Here is a 17,218-nt window from a genome sequence, read left to right as displayed (position 1 = left end):
ATCGCAAGGAGGTTTTTCATGATCGCTCAGTGGAAAGTTTTGGCGGGTGCCCTGGCGGCCGCCCTCGTGCTCTCGGGGTGCTCCTCCGTGTCGCTCGACGAAGGCGCCAAGGAAGGGACGCTTGCCGGCGAAACGCAGCAGACGCAGGCCGAGAATCCCTTCACGGATCCTTCGCATCCGCTCTCGCACCGCTCGGTCTATTTCGCGTTCGACTCCTACGACGTGCCGGCCGAATACGCCCCGTACGTCGAAGCGCACGCGAAGTGGCTCAACGAACATCCCGACGTCAACATCGTCATTCAGGGCAATACGGACGAGCGCGGCGGGCGCGAGTACAACCTTGCCCTCGGCCAGAAGCGCAGCGAAGCCGTGAAGCAGCGCATGCAGCTCCTCGGCGTGCCCGCTTCGCGCATCGAAGCGGTCTCGTTCGGGAAGGAAAAGCCCGTGGCCACGGGTTCGACCGAAGAGGCCTGGGCTCAGAACCGTCGAGCCGACATCGTCTATCCGCCGCAGTACACGACGCAAGCCTCTCCGTCGGCCCCGGCGACTCCGGCGCCCTGAGCGGGCGGACCTTTCGCCGATACTGTTTGACGCCGCCGACCGACCGCAGGCCGGTCGACCTCGGCTCCCCGCGCCCGCGTACGAGCGGGCGCTCTTACGTTCATTGAAGGAAAAACCATGCAGAAGACGGCACGACTTTGGGCGGTTCGCCTTGCCTTTGCCGCCACCGTGGCTGCGGCGGCGAACTCCGCGTTCGCCTTTGCCGACGACGAGGCTCGCCGGGCCATTCTCGACCTTCGCGAAGAAGTGAAAACGCTCAAAGCGGATCTGAACATCACGCGCAACGCGCAGATGCAGCTCTCGAGCGAAATCAACGCGCTCAAGGAACAGAACCGTCAGTTGACGGGCCGCGTCGAGGAGCTCACGAACGCGCTCGCCGTGGAAAAGCGCTCGACCCGCGAGCTTTTCGGCTCGATCGACTCGCGCGTTTCCGCGTTCGAACCCGTGATGGTGGTGTTGAACGGCGAAACCGTTCAGGTCCAGCCCCAGGAAAAGGCCGAATACGACGCGGCCGTGCTCCTCTTCCAGGACGGGAACTTCAAGGAAGCCGCGGCCAAATTCTCCCGCTTCGCCGAAAAGTGGCCCGAGTCGCCCTATCGCCCCGACGCGCTTTTCTGGTGGGGTTCGAGTGCTTTCGGTGCCGAGCAGTACAAGACCGTCATCAGCTCGCAGAACAGCCTCCTCAAGGCCTATCCGAAGCATCCCCGCGCCGCGGACGCGATGCTTCTCGTCGGTTCCGCTCAGGCCGCTTCGGGCAACCCCAAAGCGGCCGCGGCCACCTACCGCAAGGTGATCAAAACCTATCCGAAGTCGGACGCGGCGGTCACCGCCAAGCAGCGCCTCGGCAACTGACCGAGCGAGCGTCGATTCGGGTTTTTGCCCGAACAATACGGTCCGCCCGAGCTCGGGGCGGGTCCGAACGCCCTGTTACAATGCGAAATCGTCGGGGGTGCGTTCGCGCGCGCGAACGTCCCGACGATCGTCCCGACCCCCGGACCGACGGCCCGTTACCCCGTCAGACTCCCTTTTTTTTGAAAACAGAAGGATCTTATGACCGAATGCAAGACGACGCACGGCGTCAAGAAGCTCGGCTGCCCGCACCTGAATCGCGGTCTTGCCTTTACGAAGGAAGAACGTGCTGCCAACGGCCTTGAGGGGCTGCTGCCCGCCGCCGTGTCGACGGGTGACGAACAGGTTGCTCGCGTTAAGGAAATGATGAACCGGTTCGAACGGCCGCTCGACAAGTTCCTGGTGCTCGACAGCCTTCATGCGACGGACGAAAACCTTTACTTCAAGATGCTCGTCGAACACACCGACGAATGCATGCCGCTCGTGTACACCCCGACCGTGGGTGAGGTCTGCCAGAAGTTCAGCCACATCTACCGCTATCCGCGCGGTCTCTTCGTCTCGCTCGAGCAGAAGGGGCGCGTGGCCGAGCTGATCGCCAACTGCCCGCAGAAGGACGTCGACGTCATCGTCGTGACGGACGGCCAGCGTATTCTCGGTCTCGGCGACCTCGGCGCCAACGGCATGGGCATTCCCGTCGGCAAGCTTTCGCTCTACACGGCCTGCGCCGGCATCAATCCCGCGAAGACCCTCCCGGTGACGATCGACGTGGGCACGAACAACCCCGAGAACCTTGCCGATCCGCTCTACATCGGTCTGCGCCGCGAACGCGCCACGGGGGCCGACTTTGACGAACTCGTCGACGAATTCATCACGGAAGCCCGCCGTCGCTGGCCGAACGTGCTCATCCAGTTCGAAGACTTCGGCAACCACAACGCGTTTGCGCTTCTTGAACGCTATCGCGACAAGATCCTCTGCTTCAACGACGACATTCAGGGTACGGCCGCCGTCGCGCTCGCGGGCGTCTACTCCGCCGTGCGCGTCTCGGGCCGGAAGTTCTCCGAACAGCGCTTCCTCTTCCTCGGCGCGGGCGAAGCCGCCACGGGCATCGCCGACCTCATCGTCGACGCTCTGGTCGACGAAGGCATGCCGCGCGAAGAGGCCCGCAAGCACTGCGCGCTCTTCGATTCGAAGGGGCTCGTGACCGCGAACCGTACGGGTCTTGCCGCCAACAAGCAGCCCTACGCGCACGATCTGCCCGACTGCACGACGTTCCTCGAAGCCGTGAAGGCGATCCGTCCGACGGGCATCGTCGGCGTGGCCGCTCAGCCCAAGGCCTTCAACGAAGAAGTCCTCGCCGAAATGGCCGCGATCAACGAGCGTCCGATCATCTTCGCGCTCTCCAACCCCACGTCGCGCGCCGAATGCGACGCCGAAACCGCGTACCGTGCGACCGAAGGGCGCGCGCTCTTCGCGTCGGGTTCGCCCTTCGCGCCCGTCGACGTGTGCGGCCGCCACTTCGTGCCGCGCCAGGGCAACAACAGCTACGTCTTCCCCGGCCTCGGCCTCGGCGCCGTGTTCGCCAACGCCCGTATGATGCCGACCGGCATGTTCCTTACGGCCGCCCGCGAACTCGCCGCGCTCGTTTCGGAAGAAGACCTCGCGCAGGGTTCGCTCTACCCGTCGCTCTCCGAAGTGCGTCACGTCTCGATGAAGATCGGCGCCGCCGTCGCGGCTTACGCTTACGAGCACGGTCTCGCTGGGAACGAACGCCCGAGCGACATCGAAGCGGCCGTCGCCGACTTCATGTACCGTCCGGAATAAGGACGGCTCGAACGGAGGGACGCCCGGTCCCTCCCCGTTCGGTTGATCGGGCCCGGAGCCGCGCTTCCGGGCCCTTTTCCGTAGTGCTTTCGCCCTTCGCACGCTCCAACGCCCCTTTTTCATGCACGATGACGCTCCCCTTGAGACTCACGCTTCGGTTGCTCCCGGTTCGGCCGGCGAGACGGTGCTCGCCGTCCTCTACGGCGAGCCCCTGAAGCGCTGTCCGACGGGGCTCTACATTCCGCCGGACGCCTTGCGCGTCATTCTCGAGCGCTTCGAGGGGCCGCTCGATCTGCTCCTCTACCTTATTCGCAGCCAGAAGTTCGACGTCATGGACATCCCCATGGCGACCCTGACGGATCAGTACATGGCGTACATGGAAATCGTGCGCCGATCGAACCTCGAACTCGCGGCCGCGTACCTCGTTATGGCGGCTACGCTCATGCAGATCAAGAGCCGCCTCCTGCTCCCGAAGCGCCCCGCGCACGACGAGGAGGGCCCCGAAGATCCCCGAGCCGAACTCATGGCGCGCCTTCTGGAGTACGAGCGCATCCGCGCCGCGGCCAAAAAACTCGACGCGATGCCGCGCCTCGGACGCGACTTCCAAATCGCACTCGGCGCGTGTCGGGACGAAAAGACGCTGCCCGACCCCGACGTGGACGCCCATGCGCTCGCCGAAGCCTGGATGGACGTCGTGGCGCGCGGCCGACTGCACGCCAACCATCGGGTGGCGCGGCAGGAGCTTTCCGTGCGCGAACACATGGCGGAAGTCCTGCGGCGCCTCTCGCGGGCGAGGTGGCTCACGTACGAGTCGCTGCTGCGGGAGTCGACCGACGGGAACCCGAAGGAAAACGCGGCCGTTTGGTGCCTTGCGCTTCTGGAATTGGCCAAGGAGCACATGGTGCGCATCACTCAGGCCACCCCCTACGGGCCGATCTACGTGACGCATGCTGCGGCCGAGGGCCTGCAGGAGCGGCTTTTCGACGAGCCCGCGCCCGACGGCGAAGCGCCGCCCGAAGACGACGTCTTTGCCTGAGCGGCCTTTCGGACGGGAAGAATGCGTTTCGGTTGAGGTATTACGAGGACGGGCGGGCAAAACCCCCCGAAGGCGCCTCGGGGAAATCGGTGAGAATGGTTTGACGGACGAATCGATCCGAACCCCACCATTCATCACCGGGAGGCATCATGCAGAGACGCGCTTTTCTTCGTACCTTGGGAACGGGCTTTGTTGCCGGGGGCGCCCTCATGATGCTCGGCGGTTGCGGGAAGGAAGCGCCCGGCGGCGAAGCGGGTGCCGCGACGGGCGCTAAGACGACTGAAACGACGATCCGCGTCGGTGTGACGGCCGGTCCGCACGCCGACATCGTGACGGAAGCGGCGAAGGTTGCCAAAGAGCGCGGCCTCACCGTCGAAGTCGTCGAATTCACGGACTACGTGACGCCCGATACGGCGCTTTCCGACGGAAAGCTCGACCTCGCGGTCTATCAGCACCGCCCCTTCCTTGAGAACTTCAACGCCAAGCAAAACACCGACCTCAAGGTGGTGGCCGACGCCGTGATTCAGCCGATGGGCTTTTATTCGCGTCGCATCAAGTCGGTCGACGCCCTCCCCGAAGGCGCTCGCGTGGCGATCCCGAACGACCCCTCGAACGGCGGGCGCGCGCTTTTGCTTCTTGAGAAGGCGGGGCTTCTCGTTCTGGAGAAAAACCGCGGCACCGAAGCGACTGTCGCCGACATCGTCGAAAATCCGAAGAAACTCAACATTCTCGAACTCGAAGCGGCGCAGCTGCCGCGCAGCGTCGACGATCTGGAGATTGCCGTGATTCCGATGAATTACGTGATCAGCGCGGGTCTCTCGCCCGAGAAGGACGGGTTCTTCTTCGAAGACGAGCAGGCGCCCTACGCCCTCATCATCATCGCTTCGCGCCCCGACAACACGGAAAGCGCCGCGGTGAAGACCTTCGTCGAATCGTACCGTTCGCCGCAGGTGGCGGAATTCGTCAGGAAGACCTTCCACGGGGCGGTGAAGCCCACCTGGTAAAACGACCTCAAGCCCCAAGCAAAAAGGCCCCCGAACGCGCGTCGGAGGCCTTTTTGCTTTCGGGCGGCCGGGGCTCCGAAGAGCCCCGAGGGGCGGCCCGTTACTCGCCGCGCTTCGCGGCTTCCTTCCGGTCGAGCTCTTCGAGCACGACGCGGCAGCGCGCGACGGCGAACTCCATGTCGGGCACCAGATTGGCCCCGAGCTCGCGGGCGATGCCCGTGCGTTCGAGCTGGCGCAGGGGGTGACCCGACGCGCCCGCGATGATGAGTTCGTGGTTGTGGCGGTGCAGGGCCCGCACGAACGCTTCGATCTGATCCATCGCGGAATTGTCGATGTTGAGAAGATCCTCGAAGTCGAGAATCACGATGCGGGCGGCCCCCGCACCGTGAATGCGCGCGGGGTCCGTCACGGGTTCGAGCTTCGAGACGGAACCGAAGAAGAGCGCTCCCTTCACGTGCCAGGCTTCGACCGTTTCGGGGATGTTGAAGGGCAGCGTCGCGGGTTCGACCACGGTGATGTTGTTCATGCGCATCAGGAAGAAGATGCACGCGACGACGAGACCGACTTCAACGGCCACCGTGAGGTCGAAGATCACCGTGAGGAGGAACGTGATGACGAGCGTCGCCTTGTAGGAGAGCGTCATCTGGCGCAGGCGCAGGAATTCGCGCCAGTTGCCCATGTTCCACGCCACGAAGACGAGAATCGCGGCGAGCGCCGAGAGCGGAATGTTGCTCGCGAGCGGGGCGGCGACGAGGATCACGACGAGAAGCGTCACGGCGTGCACCATGCCCGCAACCGGCGAGGCCGCGCCCGACTTGATGTTGGTGACCGTACGGGCGATCGTGCCCGTGGCGGGAATGCCGCCGAAGAAGGGAACGACCATGTTGGCGATCCCCTGGCCCATCAGTTCCTGGTTCGGGTCGTGACGGTCGTCGGTCATCGTGTCGGAGACGCGTGCGCACAGCAGGCTTTCGATCGAGCCGAGCACGGCGATCGTGAGCATGGGACCGTAGAGCTGCTTGGCGGTCGCCCAGTCGAAGTCGGGGAGCGTAAAGTCGGGGAGTTTTTGCGGAATGCCGCCGAACTTCGAACCGATCGTTTCGACCGGGACGTTGAAGAGGCTCACGAGCGCCGTCGAGAGAACGAGAACGACCACGGTGCCCGGCAGATGCGCGAGCCACTTCTTCCACTGCGGGCCGCTCATCTGGTAGCCCTTCGGCCAGAACTTGATGAGAAGGAAGCTCGCCGCCGCGATCCCGAGCGCCCACGGGTTGATCGTGTGGAGGTTGGCCAGCACGGTCGAAACCATGCCGAAGAAGTCGGCGGGCATTTTTTCAACCGTCAGACCGAGGAAGTCCTTCACCTGCTGCATGCCGATCATCACGGCGATGCCGTTCGTGAAGCCGATCACGATCGAGACGGGGATGAATTTGATGAAGCCGCCGAGCTTGAAGAGCCCCATGAAAAAGAGAATGATGCCCGAGCCGAGGGTGGCGAGCATCAGGTTCGAGAGCCCGTACTGGGCGATGATCCCGTAGATGATGACGACGAAGGCGCCGGCCGGGCCGCCGATCTGAACGCGGCAGCCGCCGAAAAGCGAGATGAGAAAACCGGCGATGATGGCGGTGTAGAGCCCCGCTTCCGGAGGAACGCCGGAGGCGATGCCGAAGGCCATCGCCAGAGGGAGCGCCACCATGCCGACCGTGAGGCCGGCGGAGACGTCGCGGGTGAGCTGATGGCGATTGTAGGATCGCATCGACTGCAGGAAAACGGGGGAGAACTTCGCGAGGGGCACGTGGTGGAGCGTGCTCTTCAGCTGCTCTTTGAAGCTCATTTGTGGGGCCTGGGAAAAGAGAAAAAGAAAAAAGCGTCGCTCGCGGCGACGCGTCCATTGTAGGAAAGGGCGCCGTTCGGTTCAAACGGCGCCCCGTCGGTTGGGGAAGTGCTCGGGACTTAGCGGATGCGCATGCCGGGCACCGCACCCGCGTGCGGTTCGAGGATGAAGAGGCCGAGCGACTTGTCTTCGGCGTCGGAGGCGGCGAGCACCATCCCTTCGGAAACGCCGAAGCGCATCTTTCGGGGCGCGAGGTTCGCGATCACGACCGTGAGCTTGCCCTTCAGGTCTTCGGGCTTGTAGGCGCTCTTGATGCCGGAGAAGACGTTGCGCGTGCGCCCTTCGCCGAGGTCGAGCGTGAGGCGCAGGAGCTTCGTCGAGCCTTCGACTTCGTCGCACTCAACGATCTTCGCCACGCGCAGGTCGATCTTCGTGAAGTCGTCGATCGTGCACTCGTCGGCCACGGCTTCGCCGCCCGGGAGCTTGGGCGCTTCAACGGGTTCGGCGGCAACCGGAACGTTCGGGAGCAGTCGGTCGAGCTGCTTTTCCATGTCGACGCGCTGCATCAGGTGCTTGAAGGCCTGGATCGGGCGCTCGGACGAAAGGGGCGTCGCCACGCTCGACCAGAGGAGCGGCTCGATCGAGAGGAACGATTCGACGCGTTCGGCCGTGGCGGGCAGCACGGGCTTCAGGAAGAGCGTGAGGAGGCGGAAGCCTTCGAGCGCGATCGAGCTCACGCGGTGGAGCTTCTCGGCCGCTTCGGGGTTCTTGGCGAGCTCCCAGGGCTTTTCCTGGTCGACGAACTCGTTGATGCGGTCGGCGAGTTCCATCACGAGGCGCGTCGCACGGGCGAATTCGCGCGTTTCGTAGTAGCCCTTCACCTCGTCGGCGCGTTCGCGGATCGATTCGAGGAGGGGATCCCGCATCGCGGCGTCGTTCACGCGCCCTTCGAAGCGCTTCACGATGAAGCCCGCGGCGCGGCTCGCGATGTTGACGTACTTGCCGATCAGGTCCGAGTTGATGCGACGGGCGAAGTCGGTCTTCGTGAAGTCGACGTCTTCGACGCGGGAATTGAGCTTCGCGGCGAGGTAGTAGCGCAGCCACTCGGCGTCCATGCCGAGTTCGAGGTACTGCAGGGGGGAGATCCCCGTGCCGCGGCTCTTCGACATCTTTTCGCCGTTCACCGTCATGAAGCCGTGGGCGTTCACGTGGTCGGGCGTGCGGAAGGGCTTCCCGGCGAAGTGCAGCATCGCAGGCCAGAAGAGCGTGTGGAAGTAGATGATGTCCTTGCCGATGAAGTGGATCTGCTCGGTGTTTTCGGCCGAGAGTTCCTTCTCGAAGTCGAGCCCCGTCTTGTCGCAGTACGCCTTGAAGGAAGCGAGGTAGCCGATCGGAGCGTCGAGCCAGACGTAGAAGTACTTGCCCGGAGCGTCGGGAATTTCAATGCCGAAATAGGGCGCGTCGCGGGAGATGTCCCAGTCGGAGAGACCCCCTTCGACGCCGAGCCATTCGTTGTCCTTCGAGAGAACTTCTTCCTGCACGGTGGGCGCGCCGTCGGCGCCGCGACCGCTCGTCCAGCTGCGAAGGAATTCGACGCACTTCGGGTCCGAGAGACGGAAGAAGTAGTGGGTGGAGGTCTTCAGAACGGGGGTCGTGCCCGAGAGGGTCGAGTAGGGGTTCACGACTTCGGTCGGCGAGTAGACCGCCGAGCACTTTTCGCAGTTGTCGCCGTACTGGTCGGGCGCGCTGCAACGCGGGCAGGTGCCCTTGATGAAGCGGTCGGCGAGGAACATGTTCTTCTGCGTGTCGTAGAACTGTTCGATTTCCTTCGTGTAGATGAGGCCCGCGTCCTTCAGGCGCAGGTAAATCTCGCGCGAAAGTTCGTGGTTTTCCGGGGCGTCCGTGCTGTGCCAGTGGTCGAAGCTGATGTGGAAGCCGTCGAGGTACTGGCGGCGGCCGGCCGCGATTTCGGCCACGAACGCCTGGGGCGTGATGCCGCGCTTCTGGGCCGCAATCATGATGGGCGCGCCGTGCACGTCGTCCGCGCCCACGAAGTGCACGCGGTTGCCCGCCATGCGTTCGTGACGGACCCAAATGTCGGCCTGGATGTACTCCATGATGTGGCCCATGTGGAAGGCGCCGTTCGCATACGGCAGGGCGGTGGTGACGAAAAGATTGCGCTGTGTCATTTGCGGGAAAAATCCAGAAGTTTGCGGGGCGAAGCACCGCGCAGATGGGCGCGAAGCTCGGCGGACCGGAACATACGAAAGGCCGATATTGTAGTTTCTTTCGTCGGAGCGTTGGGTTCGTGCCGCGGTTCCGCGCTTGACGGTAACGGTAGAATGGTCGGATCGGCCGGAGCAAACTGAGCCTTCCGGCACTCCATGCGAACAGCACAAGGCAGGAAACATGACTGCAACGAAAACCCAATTCGAAGCCGCGCTCGCGGCGCTCGTCGATCCCGTGACCGGGACCGATTACGTCACCTCGAAGATGTTGAAGAGCCTCACGGTCGACGACGAAGGCAACGTCGAAGCCTCGATCGAGCTCGGCTATCCGGCCCGTCGCCGCGCGCAGGCGGTCGGCGAACGCGTGGGCGAAGCGCTCAAGGCCGCGGGTGCGGCCGGCGTCACCGTGAACGTCACGCAGAACATCATCGCGCACAAGGTGCAGGGGACGCTTCGCGTCATGCCGGGCGTGAAGAACATCATCGCCGTGAGTTCCGGCAAGGGCGGGGTCGGGAAGTCTACCGTGTCCGCCAACCTCGCGCTCGCGCTCGCCTACGAGGGTGCCACGGTCGGCGTTCTCGACGCGGACATTTACGGCCCCTCGCAGCCGACGATGCTCGGCGCGCACGGCACGCCCGTGAGCACCGATGGCAAGACGATGGAGCCCATGGAGGCGCACGGCCTTCAGATCAATTCGATCGGCTTCATGGTCGGCGAAGACGAGCCGATGATCTGGCGCGGTCCGCTCGCTGCGGGCGCCCTGCAGCAGATGCTCACCCAGACGAACTGGCACGACCTCGACTACCTCGTGATCGACATGCCCCCGGGGACGGGCGACATTCAGCTCACGCTCTCGCAGTCCGTGCCCATCACGGGCGCCGTCGTCGTGACGACGCCTCAGGACATCGCGCTCATCGACGCGAAGAAGGGCCTGCGCATGTTCGAAAAGGTGAACGTGCCCATCCTCGGCGTCGTGGAAAACATGTCGGTCTTCATCTGCCCCAAGTGCGGCGAAGTCGAACACATCTTCGGCGAAGGCGGCGCGGACCGGATGAGCGCCGACTACGGCGTGCCCGTCCTCGGGAAGCTTCCGCTTTCCGCGAAGATCCGCGAACAGGCCGACGGCGGCTGCCCGACGGTGGCGGCCGAACCCGAATCGAAGGCCGGTGAAATGTACCGCGACATGGCGATGAAGGTCGCGGGCGCGGTGGCGCGTCTCGGCAAGGACTACACGGCGAAGATGCCCACCATCTCGGTGACGCAGAAGTAAGCGCCCCGCGCTTGCCCGCAACGAAAAAAGGCTCCGGAAACGAAACCGGAGCTTTTTTTCAGAGAACGCACGAACGATCAGTCGTCGAAGGTCGGCGTTTCAACGCCGAGCACCTTGTGGAGCTTCGGCGACGTGGTCGTGTACTGCAGGAAGACGCGCTTTTCGGGGAAGACGTAGTCGCAGGCGGCGAACGCGGCGAGCGCGCACTCGTGGAAGCCCGAGAGAATGAGCTTCTTCTTGCCGGGGTAGGTGTTGATGTCGCCCACGGCGAAGAGCCCCGGAATGTTCGTTTCGAAGCGCGCCGTATCGACGACGATCTGCTTGCGCTCCAACGTAAGACCCCAGTTTTCGATGGGGCCGAGCTTGGGCTGCAGGCCGTAGAAAACGAGGAGATGATCGAGCGGAATGCGGCGGGTGACGCCGTCGGCGCCCGCGACGAGCACTTCCGTCAAGCGACCGTCTTCTTCGTTGAAGCCCGTGATCTGGCCGACTTCAAACTGCATTTCCCAGTTTTCGCAGAGCTCGTGCATCTTCGCGACCGAAGCGGCCTGAGCGCGGAAACCGTCGCGGCGGTGCAGAAGCACCACGCTTTCGGCACGACCGACGAGGTTGAGCGTCCAGTCGAGGGCCGAGTCGCCGCCGCCGCAGATGACGACGTTCTTGCCTTCGAAGATCGAGGGGTCCTTGCAGCTGTAGTGGAGCTGCGTGCCTTCGAACTTTTCGATGCCCGGAACGCGCAGGGGACGCGGCTGGAAGGAGCCCACGCCCGCGGCGACGATCACGACCTTCGCCTTGAAGCGGGTGCCGGTGCTCGTTTCGACGTGGAACGTCCCGTCTTCGAGCTTGCGCACGTCGACCACTTCCTGGCCGAGGTGGAAGACCGGGTTGAACGGGTGGATCTGCTTGAGGAGGTTTTCCGTGAGTTCGTACGAGGAGCAGACGGGAACCGCCGGGATGTCGTAGATGGGCTTGGTCGGGTAGAGCTCCATGCACTGCCCGCCCACGTTGCGCAGCGAATCGACGACGTGCGCCTTGATCTCAAGGAGACCGAGTTCGAAAACCTGGAAAAGCCCGACGGGGCCGGCCCCGACGATCACGGCGTCGGTTTCGATGACGTCGGTGGTGGGCTCGGCGATGTTCAGATAGTCTTCAATAGCCATGGAAGTACGTATGCAATGCCGGCGCGCGCGGGCGTGCGGCATCCGAGGAATGAAACGTTGGAGGTGAGCTCCCGCGGGAGCGGCGCCCCGTTCGTGTCGAGCGGGGCGCGGGTGCGCTTATTTTCTCACGGTTTTGCGCGGCGGGGACCCGTCCGAAAGGGGGACTTTGCCCCCTCCGTTCGGGCGCTCAGCGCTCCCGATCCTTCTTTTCCTGAATCATCTGTTGGCGCAGTTCGCGAAGCCGCGCGTCGATTTCGCTCATCGTGTAAAAGTCGCCGTCCGCGGCCTTTTGGGCCATGCCGTACTGATAGACGGCGGCTTCCGTCGCGCCGAGGAGCGCGTACATTTCCCCCGTGTGCTGGTACTGGAGGCTCTTTTTGCCGAGCTTTTCGTAGGAGCGCGCGAGAAGCGCGTGGTAGTCGGGGTCGTCGGGGGAAAGCGAGGAGCCGTTTCTCAGGAAGCGAATGAGTTCTTCGTGCCGCCCGAGCTCGTAGAGCATGTCGACGTAGTTCGCGCTCATCATGTCGGAGAGCGGATAGCGTTCGACGGCGCGCTTCGCATCCTTTAGCACGGCGTCTTTCGCCGCGGTCGTGCCGGCGTTGCGGAAACGCGCCCGCAGGAGGTTGCGTTCGAGCACGGCGGATTCGCCCGTGCAGAGCGACGAGGCTTTCTTCGCGTGCTCAAGCGCCGCGGCGTTGTCGTTCAGCTTTTCCGACGCGACCGAAAGGCCGTACTCCAGGGCGCAGCGGGCCGTCCCCGAGGCGTTTCGGAGTTCCCGCTCCATGTTCTTGCGAATCTTCAGGTAGCCGTCGTGGGTCGTTTCCTGCAGGACCCGAACGCGTTGCTGAATGAGGCTGAAGTCGAGCGAGTCGGCGTGCATGCGCGTCGGAAGCTGACGCGTGCGGTTTTCCATGTCGGCCATACGCTCGGTCGTGAGCGGGTGGGTGGAGAGGTAGGCGGGAGCGGCCGAGCGGTAAAAGCGGTTGCTCGACTGAAGGCGCGCGAAGAACCCTTCGAGCCCGTGCGGGTCGAACCCGGCGCGGTAGAGCGTCTGAAGGCCCACGCGGTCCGCTTCGCGTTCGGCATCCTGCGAGTAGTTGAGCTGCGACTGAATCATCGCGGCTTGCGACCCCATGGCGATGGCGGCCGCGGCGTGCCCGCCCGAGTCGCCCCCGGCGCGCGCGGCGAGGATCGCAAGCAGGATCGAACCCACCGTAAGCGCGAGGTTGCTCTTTTGCCCTTCGATCATGCGGGCGATGTGGCGCTGCGTCACGTGACCGATTTCGTGCCCCATCACCCCGGCGAGTTCGCTCTCGTTCTGTGCCGAGATGATCGTGCCCGTATGAACGGCGATGAAGCCCCCGGGAAGCGCGAAGGCGTTGAGCGTTTCGTCGCGGATCGGGAAAAAGAAAAAGCCGTAGGTGTAGGTCTGCGCGTTGCTGACGAGCTGGTAGCCGAGGCGATTGAGGTATTCCGACGTCTCGGGGTCCGACATGTAGGTCGGGTCGGCGCGCACCTGCGTCATGAGTTGCTTGCCGAGTTCGTACTCGTCCGCGGGCGAGAGTTCGGCCCCCGCGGCCGTGCCGAGGCTCGGCAGGTTGAGGTCGAGCGCGCTCTGAGAGGCGGAGGCCGCAAAGACGGGGCCCGTCGGAGCGAGCGCGGTGCAGAGCGCGGCGAGTAAAGCGATGAATGACTTGGTCGACATGCGTGGCGGCGGCCCCGATCGGCCGCAAGTGCGGTATTGTTCGAGCGTGGCAAAGGTCCGCATCGGGCCTTCGGACGGTGGGGTCATTATGACCCGAGGCCGATCCTCGGATAAAAAACACGCAAGAAAGGCTAACCAAAAAATGGGCGAACTCACACATTTCGACGCCAAGGGCGAAGCGCACATGGTCGACGTCGGGGCGAAAGCGGACACGCATCGCATCGCGGTTGCTGAAGGGACGATCCGTATGGCTCCCGAAACCTTCCGACTCGTGCGTTCGGGCACGGCGAAAAAGGGCGACGTCATCGGCATCGCCCGGATTGCGGCCATCATGGCCTCGAAGCGCACGTCGGATCTGATTCCGCTGTGTCACCCGATCGCGCTGACGCGCGTGACCGTCGACTTCGACCTCGACGACGCGGCGAGCACCGTCACGTGCCGCGCCCGCGGCGAGTGCCGCGGTCAGACGGGCGTTGAAATGGAAGCGCTCACGGCCGTTCAGGTCGGTCTTCTCACGATCTACGACATGCTGAAGGCGGTCGACCGCGGGATGACGATGACGAACATCGGTCTGCTGGAAAAGGCGGGCGGCAAGTCGGGCCACTGGCTGCGCGACGAAACGAATTCGTAAGCCGCCGAGCCGAGTCGTCGGCAACGCATGCGAAAAAGGGCGCCCCGTTTCGGGGCGCCCTTCGTATTGGTGCGGGGTGTGCGTGCGAACTCAGAGACGCGCGCCCGGGCCGCGGCCCGAGAGCAGCCCGAGGCACTGCGCTTCGTAGACCGCTTCGCCGCGGGAGTGCACCTGGAGCTTGCGGTAGATCTTCTTGACGTGCGCCGTCACCGTATGGGTCGAAATCGAAAGGATCTGGCCGACTTCGGCAAAGGACATGCCCTTCGCGAGGAGCGTGAGGATTTCGGTTTCGCGCGAGGAAAGGTCGCCCGTTTCGCCCGGGGTGCCGACTTTCTTCGGCGTAGCACGAACGGTGCGGTTGTGCACCGCGCGCAGCACGCTGCGCGCCACCGTGGGCGAGACGGGCGAGCCGCCCCCCTGCAGGAGCCGCAGGCTCGTGGCGAAATCTTCCTGGTCGCCCTTGAGGAGGTAACCCATAGCGCCCGCCAGGATCGCGCGGATCACGATCGAATCCTGCGCGTGCGAGGTATAGACGAGCACGTCGAGGTCGGGCCAGAGCTTCTTCGCACGGGCGATGACGGGGGTGACGTCCGCGTCGCCGAGCACCACGTCGGTGATGAGAAGGTGCATCGGGACGGTGCTCGAGGCGATCATGCGATCGAGCCCCTCGCTCGTCGTGGCCGTGCCCGCGACGCAAAGACCGGGCATGCGTTGCAGCTGCTCGACGATGCGACCGACCTCCTCGGACGTGGTTTGGGTCACGAAGACGTTCACTTTCGGGGTTTCCGGAGCGGCGGGTTTCGGCGTGGAGACGGACTGCATGGCGGCGTAAGGAGGGAGGGCAAGCCGCGAACGCGCCTGGTGCGGGTTCGAAGCGACGAGATAAACGCGGTAATCTTAGCACGGGCCCTCGGAGCGCTTGAACCGCAAGGGCGGGGCCGACGAAAAACGCGCGTCGCGGGGACGCGCGTTTCGTTCGGCCCGGGCCTCAAGGACCCGGACGGCGCGAGCGGGCGTTAGCCCCGGGCGCGCATCAGGCCTGACGGATGATGAGAAGCGGCACGCCGCCCAACGCGGCGATGCGCGTGGCGGTCGAACCCATCACGGCGGACTTGAAGCGACCGTAGCCGTGCGAGCCCATGACGATCAGGTCGAGCTTGCGCTTCTTCGCAAAGGCGGCGATTTCGTCGCCCGGATTGCCGACGAGGCACACTTCGTGCGGACGGACGGCGGCCTTCGAGAAGAGCGGACGCAGCGGATCGATCGCTTCGTTGAATTCTTCTTTCTGCAGCTCGAGCACTTCCTCTTCGGAGAGCGCCGGCAGAGCCATCCCGGCCATGTCGGGCATGACGGCGCCCGCGTAGTCGCTCACCACGTTGATGAGGTAGAACTGCGCGCCGGTGCCGAAGAGCGAAATGTGACGCAGGGCGTAGCGCACGGCCGCTCGACCGTACTTCGAGCCGTCGACGGCGATGCCGACCTTGAGCGCGTCGGTTTGCGTCGGCACTTTGTCGCGCAAAACGAGCATCGGGCACTTCGACTGGGCGAGAACGCCGTTCGAGACCGAACCGAAGAAGAGCCCCTTGATGGCGCTCTGGCCGCGCGAACCCATGACGATCAGATCGGCGCCGACCTTTTCGGCCGTCTTGGTGATGCTTTCGGCGGGCTCGCCGATGACGAAGGTTTCGTTGGCGGTAAAACCGACTTTCTGAAGCACCCGGCGAGCGGGTTCGAACACCTTTTCGGCTTCGTCTTCGTAGTAGCGCGTGAGCGCGTCCTGGCCGACGAGACGGCAGGCGCGGGCGGGCAGCGGAAGCTGAACGTTCAGAAGTTCGATGGTAGGATTGCTGCCGAGCAGCGTCGTACGACCGGCAATGAACTCCAGACTGTTCATCGAGTTGGTGCTGCCGTCAACGGGAACGAGAATACGCATAGAACCTCCTGGTGGCGAGCTTCGTCCGCATCCGGCATCCGAAGCCCGCGGTGGTCGTGTCGGAGAAGAAATCTTCCGACTTCGTACGTTCTACTTTAACGACTTTCGTGCAACTCGGAATTCGGGTTTCCACCTTGAGCCGAGTGAAAACACAAAAACGAAAGTGCCGTTTGAGGAAGAGCAAACTTCAAAAGCAGCTTTCCGAAATTTTGAAAAACGACGCGGGCGACGACGAAAAGTGCGAAACGAAAAATTCGATTTCGATCGGTGACGATGCCGATTTCGAAAAACACACTTTGGGAAACACTGAATGAGCATTACGATGGATCCCCGCCGCATGGGCGGCGTGGCACGACTTTACGGCGAAAACGAAGCCGAGCGCCTGGCTCGACTGCATGTCGTTGTGGTGGGCCTCGGGGGCGTGGGCAGTTGGTGCGCCGAAGCGCTGGTTCGAACCGGAATCGGACGCCTGACACTCGTCGACGGCGACACCGTGGCGCTCTCGAACACGAATCGACAGTTGCCCGCGCTTGACGGCAACTACGAAAAACCGAAGGCCGAAGTTTTGGCGGAACGCTTCCGTCACATCAATCCCGAGTGCGCCGTCGAAACGAAGATCGCGTTCGTGAAGGAAGAAAACGCGGCGGAGATTCTCCCGAAGGACGCCGACTGGGTGATCGATTGCATCGACGACCTCGCGGGGAAAACGGCGCTCGTGGGTACGGCCGCGAAGGCGGGCCTGCGCGTGGTGAGTTCGGGGGGCGCGGGCGGGAAGCGCGATCCGGGCCGCATTCGCGTCGACGACCTCGCGCGCGCCAAGGGCGATCCGCTCGTTGCGAAACTGCGCACGAACCTGCGCCGTCAATACGGCTTCCCCGCGGGGAGCGCCTCCGGGAAGTCGAAGCCCTTCGGCATTCCGTGCGTCTATAGCGACGAGCCCCTTCGTCAGCCCGCCGCCGAGAGCGTGGCCGCCATCGGGGCGGCCCCCGGAACGCGGATCGGTTTCGGCTCGGGCGTCGTCGTGACGGGTTCGGTCGGGCTGCGTCTCGCTTCGCTCGTCGTCAACGCGACGGTCGAAGCGGAAGCTAACGAAGAATCGTCCCGATAAGCGGAATTCCCGTCCGAACGGAAGCGTGAGCGCCCGCGTGCCCGTCTAAAATGGGAGAACGCGGGTGCGGCCCGCACA

At 64.1% G+C, this 17,218-nt stretch carries 15 protein-coding genes; 9 read left to right on the top strand and 6 right to left on the bottom strand.

Translation table 11 applies throughout. The annotated features are described in order from the left end of the window. Positions 1-18 precede the first annotated feature (18 nt). The 5 genes from pal (at position 19) to S6FBBBH3_RS00125 (ending at position 5,271) form a co-directional block, all read left to right on the top strand. Positions 19-561 (top strand): peptidoglycan-associated lipoprotein Pal, encoded by a 543-nt coding sequence (gene pal / locus S6FBBBH3_RS00145; protein WP_120175806.1) that lies wholly within the window; start codon positions 19-21, stop codon positions 559-561. Positions 562-678: 117 nt separating this feature from the next. After that, positions 679-1,413, top strand: coding sequence for a tol-pal system protein YbgF (ybgF, locus tag S6FBBBH3_RS00140; RefSeq protein ID WP_120175805.1), 735 nt, complete (start codon positions 679-681; stop codon positions 1,411-1,413). Positions 1,414-1,611: 198 nt separating this feature from the next. After that, positions 1,612-3,231, top strand: a complete 1,620-nt coding sequence (gene maeA / locus S6FBBBH3_RS00135; RefSeq protein ID WP_120175804.1) for an NAD-dependent malic enzyme — start codon at positions 1,612-1,614, stop codon at positions 3,229-3,231. A gap of 121 nt (positions 3,232-3,352) precedes the next feature. Beyond that, a complete protein-coding gene (locus S6FBBBH3_RS00130) occupies positions 3,353-4,267 on the top strand; it encodes a segregation and condensation protein A (protein ID WP_120175803.1) in 915 nt (304 codons plus the stop codon). 149 nt (positions 4,268-4,416) lie between these two features. Then, on the top strand, positions 4,417-5,271 hold the full coding sequence (locus S6FBBBH3_RS00125) for a MetQ/NlpA family ABC transporter substrate-binding protein (protein WP_120175802.1): 855 nt from the start codon (positions 4,417-4,419) through the stop codon (positions 5,269-5,271). A 100-nt stretch (positions 5,272-5,371) separates the two neighbouring features. On the opposite strand, the gene S6FBBBH3_RS00120 is transcribed toward S6FBBBH3_RS00125, so the two are convergent. Both S6FBBBH3_RS00120 and metG read right to left on the bottom strand, forming a co-directional pair. Further along, positions 5,372-7,105, bottom strand: a complete 1,734-nt coding sequence (locus S6FBBBH3_RS00120) for a SulP family inorganic anion transporter (RefSeq protein ID WP_120175801.1) — start codon at positions 7,103-7,105, stop codon at positions 5,372-5,374. Between the two features lie 119 nt (positions 7,106-7,224). Next, positions 7,225-9,294 (bottom strand): methionine--tRNA ligase, encoded by a 2,070-nt coding sequence (metG, locus tag S6FBBBH3_RS00115; RefSeq protein ID WP_120175800.1) that lies wholly within the window; start codon positions 9,292-9,294, stop codon positions 7,225-7,227. Positions 9,295-9,514: 220 nt separating this feature from the next. Between metG and apbC the strand changes: the two genes are divergently transcribed. Continuing rightward, entirely contained in the window at positions 9,515-10,603 is a 1,089-nt protein-coding gene (gene apbC, locus S6FBBBH3_RS00110; protein ID WP_120175799.1) for an iron-sulfur cluster carrier protein ApbC, read from the top strand. Between the two features lie 77 nt (positions 10,604-10,680). Here apbC and S6FBBBH3_RS00105 read toward each other — a convergent pair whose 3' ends face one another. Together S6FBBBH3_RS00105 and S6FBBBH3_RS00100 are read right to left on the bottom strand one after the other, a co-directional pair. Beyond that, positions 10,681-11,763 (bottom strand): NAD(P)/FAD-dependent oxidoreductase, encoded by a 1,083-nt coding sequence (locus S6FBBBH3_RS00105; RefSeq protein WP_120175798.1) that lies wholly within the window; start codon positions 11,761-11,763, stop codon positions 10,681-10,683. A gap of 187 nt (positions 11,764-11,950) precedes the next feature. Continuing rightward, positions 11,951-13,468, bottom strand: coding sequence for a M48 family metallopeptidase (locus S6FBBBH3_RS00100; protein WP_120175797.1), 1,518 nt, complete (start codon positions 13,466-13,468; stop codon positions 11,951-11,953). Between the two features lie 142 nt (positions 13,469-13,610). On the opposite strand from S6FBBBH3_RS00100, the gene moaC reads away from it, so the two are divergent. Continuing rightward, positions 13,611-14,099, top strand: a complete 489-nt coding sequence (moaC, locus tag S6FBBBH3_RS00095) for a cyclic pyranopterin monophosphate synthase MoaC (RefSeq protein ID WP_120175796.1) — start codon at positions 13,611-13,613, stop codon at positions 14,097-14,099. A gap of 90 nt (positions 14,100-14,189) precedes the next feature. On the opposite strand, the gene S6FBBBH3_RS00090 is transcribed toward moaC, so the two are convergent. After that, entirely contained in the window at positions 14,190-14,921 is a 732-nt protein-coding gene (locus S6FBBBH3_RS00090; RefSeq protein WP_120175795.1) for a response regulator transcription factor, read from the bottom strand. A gap of 211 nt (positions 14,922-15,132) precedes the next feature. Further along, entirely contained in the window at positions 15,133-16,032 is a 900-nt protein-coding gene (locus S6FBBBH3_RS00085) for a universal stress protein (RefSeq protein WP_120175794.1), read from the bottom strand. Between the two features lie 11 nt (positions 16,033-16,043). On the opposite strand from S6FBBBH3_RS00085, the gene S6FBBBH3_RS10965 reads away from it, so the two are divergent. After that, positions 16,044-16,346, top strand: coding sequence for a hypothetical protein (locus tag S6FBBBH3_RS10965; protein ID WP_123957624.1), 303 nt, complete (start codon positions 16,044-16,046; stop codon positions 16,344-16,346). Further along, positions 16,343-17,140, top strand: coding sequence for a tRNA threonylcarbamoyladenosine dehydratase (locus tag S6FBBBH3_RS00080; protein WP_120175793.1), 798 nt, complete (start codon positions 16,343-16,345; stop codon positions 17,138-17,140). Before S6FBBBH3_RS10965 ends, S6FBBBH3_RS00080 begins: the two co-directional genes overlap by 4 nt. Positions 17,141-17,218 lie beyond the last annotated feature (78 nt).

This window comes from Sutterella megalosphaeroides, from assembly GCF_003609995.1.
In the GTDB taxonomy this organism is placed as follows: Bacteria; Pseudomonadota; Gammaproteobacteria; order Burkholderiales; family Burkholderiaceae_F; genus Sutterella; species Sutterella megalosphaeroides.
This window is presented reverse-complemented; position numbering and strand designations above follow the sequence as displayed.